8 protein-coding genes are annotated in these 4,056 nt (G+C 61.4%); 5 read left to right on the forward strand and 3 right to left on the reverse strand.

Features of this window, described 5'->3' with window-relative positions; translation table 11 throughout:
* Positions 1-226, forward strand: a 226-nt coding sequence (locus WBQ77_RS12205; RefSeq protein WP_424060458.1) for an STAS/SEC14 domain-containing protein, incomplete at its 5' end; no start/stop codon positions are given.
* A gap of 21 nt (positions 227-247) precedes the next feature.
* Here the strand turns inward: WBQ77_RS12205 and WBQ77_RS12210 are convergent.
* Both WBQ77_RS12210 and WBQ77_RS12215 read right to left on the reverse strand, forming a co-directional pair.
* Complete coding sequence (locus WBQ77_RS12210; RefSeq protein ID WP_424060459.1) at positions 248-601, reverse strand: c-type cytochrome; 354 nt, start codon at positions 599-601, stop codon at positions 248-250.
* Positions 602-957: 356 nt separating this feature from the next.
* Positions 958-1,134, reverse strand: coding sequence for a YdcH family protein (locus WBQ77_RS12215; protein WP_424060460.1), 177 nt, complete (start codon positions 1,132-1,134; stop codon positions 958-960).
* A gap of 174 nt (positions 1,135-1,308) precedes the next feature.
* Between WBQ77_RS12215 and WBQ77_RS12220 the strand changes: the two genes are divergently transcribed.
* Positions 1,309-1,515, forward strand: a complete 207-nt coding sequence (locus WBQ77_RS12220; protein WP_424060461.1) for a YdcH family protein — start codon at positions 1,309-1,311, stop codon at positions 1,513-1,515.
* Here WBQ77_RS12220 and WBQ77_RS12225 read toward each other — a convergent pair.
* Entirely contained in the window at positions 1,505-1,927 is a 423-nt protein-coding gene (locus tag WBQ77_RS12225) for a DUF4345 domain-containing protein (protein WP_424060462.1), read from the reverse strand. The two genes, WBQ77_RS12220 and WBQ77_RS12225, sit on opposite strands and share 11 nt — an antisense overlap.
* A gap of 228 nt (positions 1,928-2,155) precedes the next feature.
* Between WBQ77_RS12225 and purE the strand changes: the two genes are divergently transcribed.
* The 3 genes from purE to rpsU form a co-directional block, all read left to right on the forward strand.
* On the forward strand, positions 2,156-2,653 hold the full coding sequence (gene purE / locus WBQ77_RS12230) for a 5-(carboxyamino)imidazole ribonucleotide mutase (RefSeq protein ID WP_424060463.1): 498 nt from the start codon (positions 2,156-2,158) through the stop codon (positions 2,651-2,653).
* Complete coding sequence (locus WBQ77_RS12235; protein ID WP_424060464.1) at positions 2,646-3,731, forward strand: 5-(carboxyamino)imidazole ribonucleotide synthase; 1,086 nt, start codon at positions 2,646-2,648, stop codon at positions 3,729-3,731. The genes purE and WBQ77_RS12235 overlap by 8 nt, the downstream gene beginning before the upstream one ends.
* Before the next feature lie 143 nt (positions 3,732-3,874).
* Positions 3,875-4,056 (forward strand): 30S ribosomal protein S21 (rpsU, locus tag WBQ77_RS12240; protein ID WP_424060465.1); only part of this gene is annotated, 182 nt, incomplete at its 3' end.

A 4,056-nucleotide genomic window follows, 5' to 3' on the forward strand; every position in this document is an offset into this window, starting at 1 on the left:
CTTCGAGGGCATGGACGCCACCGCGCTGTGGCACGACATCAAGTTCAGCCTGCGCCACCTCAAGGATTTCAGCCGCATCGCCATCGTCTGCGACCCGCATGTCAAGAATTTGTGGTCCCGCTTCGTCTCGCCCTTCGTCACCTGCGAGGTCGAACATTTCGATCCCGACCAGATCGCCGAAGCCCGCGACTGGCTGATGTGGCCGGAAGGTGCTGCCGACGTTTGAGATGTGCTGGCCTCTGTCCAATTATCCTTTGGAATCCATCGCCTCGGACTCGCCGGGCGCGGACGGTGTCGGATCAGAGGGGGCGGCATCTGCCGGGACCTGGATCGACTCAAGATAGGCGATAATCGCATCCACGTCGTGCGGCTTGAAAACGAAGACGGGCATATCAGGATGGCCGGACATGATGCCCTCCGCCAGCGATTCGGCCAGACTCTCCACAGGGTAACTTTGAGACAACACGCGGAAGGGCGGCGCTTCAGCATTGGGGCTCTCGTCGGTCTGCCCGACCGCGTGGCAGCGGGCGCAGTTCTCCCGCACGATCACCTCGCCCTTATTGGTCAGGTCTTTCTCTGCCGCCAAAACGGGTTCTGCCATCAAGGCCGCCACGGCCATCATGACCGCCACCCGAATCGGGAGGGCGAACTTCGATCCAAACACTCCGCGCCCGTGGAAACCGCTTCGTCCTGCCCGCATAGCACCCATCTCAAGTTTGTTTCCAACCCTTCTAAAGAGGTAGCGCAGCTCGGTCCAGCGGCACTGACCCACGTCAAGGGTGATGGCGCTCCCAGCCTAGGCCCAATAAAAAGCCACGCCGTAGCGCTCTGCTACTTGGACGCGGCAATAAAATATGGGCCGGGCGGAGCCTCGCGACTGTCCCGCGGGGCTCGGCGCGGCGAAAAACCGATCCTGTCGACGCGGTCTCCAGATTCGAGACCGAGGATCTTTAAGATCTAGTGCGGGACACCGTGTCTCAGGCGTTCAATTTCATCTTTTAGATGGAGTTTCCGGCGCTTCAGCTCGGCGATCTTGAAGGCATCTGCCGTGGGCCTTCCTTGTTCCTCGTCGATCTTTCGATCCAAAGCGCGGTGTTTTTCAGCCAATTCATCGAGATGCGCGTCTAGTGCCATACCGGACCTCCAGATTGAATTGTCGATATAACTATTCTGTCAAAGAGGCCTTCGCTTGTCTAATCACGACCGCACCCGTACAGGACAAATCGCCCCGGGTCGATCCTATGGACATGCACTTGAACCCATCGGCATTCGGCAAGATACTCCCGCCACACAGTAAAGGAGCGCCCGATGGAGAGCGAGGAGATCCGCGAGCTTCGGGCTGTACTGAGCAGGCTCAAACAAGAGCATCGCGACCTGGATAGTGCGATCAACGCCCTGGAACAGTCAGGCCGCGCGGACGCATTGCAGCTCAAGCGACTTAAAAAGAAAAAGCTATTTCTGAGAGACGAGATCTTCCGGATTGAGGACGAACTGCTTCCCGATATTATCGCTTAAGCTTCCGGTCCGCGGCTGCCAGCACGGCAAGGCCCAGCAGCCCGGCGAGTATCTCGATGCCCAGATAAAACAGCAGGAGCGGGCTCGGCCAGCCGTCGACAATCAGGCTGATGATGCGCCCGGCCGCGATGGACCAGGCAAAGCCAATTGCCGTGATCACAGCCACGCGCTGCCATTCGGGTTTGAAGGCCGCGACAAGCCAGAACAGCGCAACCCCCAGATAAAGGCACATCAAGCCCCGGTAGATATGGGTCTGGTCCGTGCTCAAATCCGGCATGGTCAGGAACATCGGCAGGGTCGTGGACGGCACGAGCCCATAATTGAGCGCGATGGGCACGACGAGGAGGGCGGTTCCCAAAAGGAACAGCTGCATCAGCTGGTTGGCTCGAGGTGTGGCGGCAGACTCGGACATTTGGCTCACTCGCGGTTTATGGGGCTGGCCTGGAAAACGGAGCCCGATCATGACGCCTTTTTCCGCGCTTGGCTTGTGCGTTTCGTCATCCCCGCGGGTTAAGCACCCGAGCCCCTTAAGCCTGACGCTAAAACCAGCCCAAACCCGCCTTGCCAAGCCCCCCGGCAAGCCTATAATCGCGCGCTTTCCGCGATCCGCCTCCGGGCGGTTTTTTTAATGAGCGAAAGCATGAGTGAGGCGACCCCCTCCGTCGGCATCATCATGGGAAGCCGGTCGGACTGGCCCACCCTAAAGGCAGCCGCAAAAATCCTGGACGCCCTCGAGGTGTCCTACGAGACGAAAGTCGTCTCGGCCCACCGCACCCCGCAGCGGCTGTACAACTATGCGTCGGGCGCACGCGGCCGCGGTTTGAAAGTCATCATCGCCGGCGCCGGCGGGGCAGCGCATCTGCCGGGCATGGCCGCCTCCATGACCGAGCTGCCGGTCCTCGGTGTGCCCGTGGAAAGCAAGTCCCTGAAGGGGCTCGACAGCCTCCTCTCCATCGCGCAAATGCCGGGCGGCGTGCCTGTGGGTACGCTTGCCATCGGCAAGGCCGGTGCAACCAATGCGGGGCTTCTTGCAGCCGGCATCCTGGCGTTGTCGGACGCGGCGCTGGCAGCGCGCCTGGCAGATTGGCGCAGCGCCCAGACCGAAGCGGTCGCCGAGAGCGTCGAGGACGATGATTGACAATCCGCTGCCACCGGGCAGCACGATTGGCATTCTGGGCGGCGGTCAACTCGGCCGGATGCTATCGGTCGCGGCGAGCCGGCTTGGCCTCAGGACCCACATTTACAATGATGCGCCGGGCGCGCCGGCCTTCGACGTCGCCGCCGAAACAGCCGTCGGCGCCTATGACGATCTGGAAGCCGTCGCGCGCTTTTCCGAACGGGTCGACGTGCTCACTTGTGAGTTCGAGAACGTGCCGGCCATGGCGCTGGAAGCCGCCGGGCGCACCGCTTGCCTATTCCCACCGGTGAAGTCCTTTGAGGTCGCCCAAGACCGGCTTGCCGAAAAGGACTTCATCAGCGGCCTTGGCATCGCCGTCGCACCCTATGCGCCCGTGGCGACCCTTGCCGATCTGAAAGACGCCATCCTGCGCGTGCCGCCCCCCGCCCTGCTCAAAACCCGCCGCTTTGGTTATGACGGCAAAGGGCAGGCAGGAATCCACACAATCTGCGGAGCCGAGAGTGCCTGGGAGTCGATCGGCGAAGCGCCCTCGATCCTGGAAGGCATGGTCGCATTCGAGCGCGAGGTCTCCGTAATTGTCGTGCGCAGCCACGACGGCAGCATGCGCTATTACGACCTGGTCGAGAATGTCCACAAAGGCGGTATACTCGACACGAGCACGGTCCCGGCCAACATCACGAGCGCGCTTGAGAAGGAGGCACAAGCGATCGCCGGCAATATCGCCGAGGCCCTCGGCCATGTGGGCGTCCTCGCCGTGGAGATGTTCCAGACAGGCGGGGCCAGCCCATCGCTTTTCGTGAACGAGATCGCGCCGCGCGTCCACAATTCAGGACACTGGACGCAAGATGCCTGTCTCGTCAGCCAGTTTGAAAATCACATCCGGGCGATTTGCGGCTGGCCTCTAGGCGATGTCACCCGCCATAGCGATGCGGTCATGACCAATCTGATCGGAGATGACGTGGATGCCTGGCGCCAAGACGCCGCCGAACCCTGCGCCGCCCTGCACCTGTATGGCAAATCCGAAGCGCGCCCCGGACGAAAGATGGGCCACGTCACCAGGATTGCGCCGAAAGCATAGGCGCCGAACGCACCCGCAGTCTGGACAACCCGCCGCAGGTTTGCTAGAGCACCGATGGATGCGCGATTCAGGTGATCCGCAAATGGGTTGCTTCGGCTCCTGTCCAATCCCAAAATCAACGGTAATTCGGAGATTTAAGACGCGTGCAAGTCGTCGTTCGCGATAACAATGTCGATCAGGCCCTCCGGGCTCTGAAGAAGAAAATGCAGCGCGAAGGCATCTTCCGCGAGATGAAGCTCCGTAACTATTACGAGAAGCCCTCCGAGAAGCGTGCCCGCGAGAAGGCCGAGGCTATCCGCCGCGCGCGGAAGCTGGCCCGCAAGAA

It is taken from the genome of Methyloceanibacter sp., from assembly GCF_049590335.1.
Lineage (GTDB): Bacteria > Pseudomonadota > Alphaproteobacteria > Rhizobiales > Methyloligellaceae > Methyloceanibacter.

Bases quoted from the DNA above. Each gene is read 5' to 3' on its own strand.
- WBQ77_RS12210 (WP_424060459.1), bottom strand. From the start codon at position 601: ATGGCAGAACCCGTTTTGGCGGCAGAGAAAGACCTGACCAATAAGGGC.
- WBQ77_RS12215 (WP_424060460.1), bottom strand. From the start codon at position 1,134: ATGGCACTAGACGCGCATCTCGATGAATTGGCTGAAAAACACCGCGCT.
- WBQ77_RS12220 (WP_424060461.1), top strand. From the start codon at position 1,309: ATGGAGAGCGAGGAGATCCGCGAGCTTCGGGCTGTACTGAGCAGGCTC.
- WBQ77_RS12225 (WP_424060462.1), bottom strand. From the start codon at position 1,927: ATGTCCGAGTCTGCCGCCACACCTCGAGCCAACCAGCTGATGCAGCTG.
- purE (WP_424060463.1), top strand. From the start codon at position 2,156: ATGAGTGAGGCGACCCCCTCCGTCGGCATCATCATGGGAAGCCGGTCG.
- WBQ77_RS12235 (WP_424060464.1), top strand. From the start codon at position 2,646: ATGATTGACAATCCGCTGCCACCGGGCAGCACGATTGGCATTCTGGGC.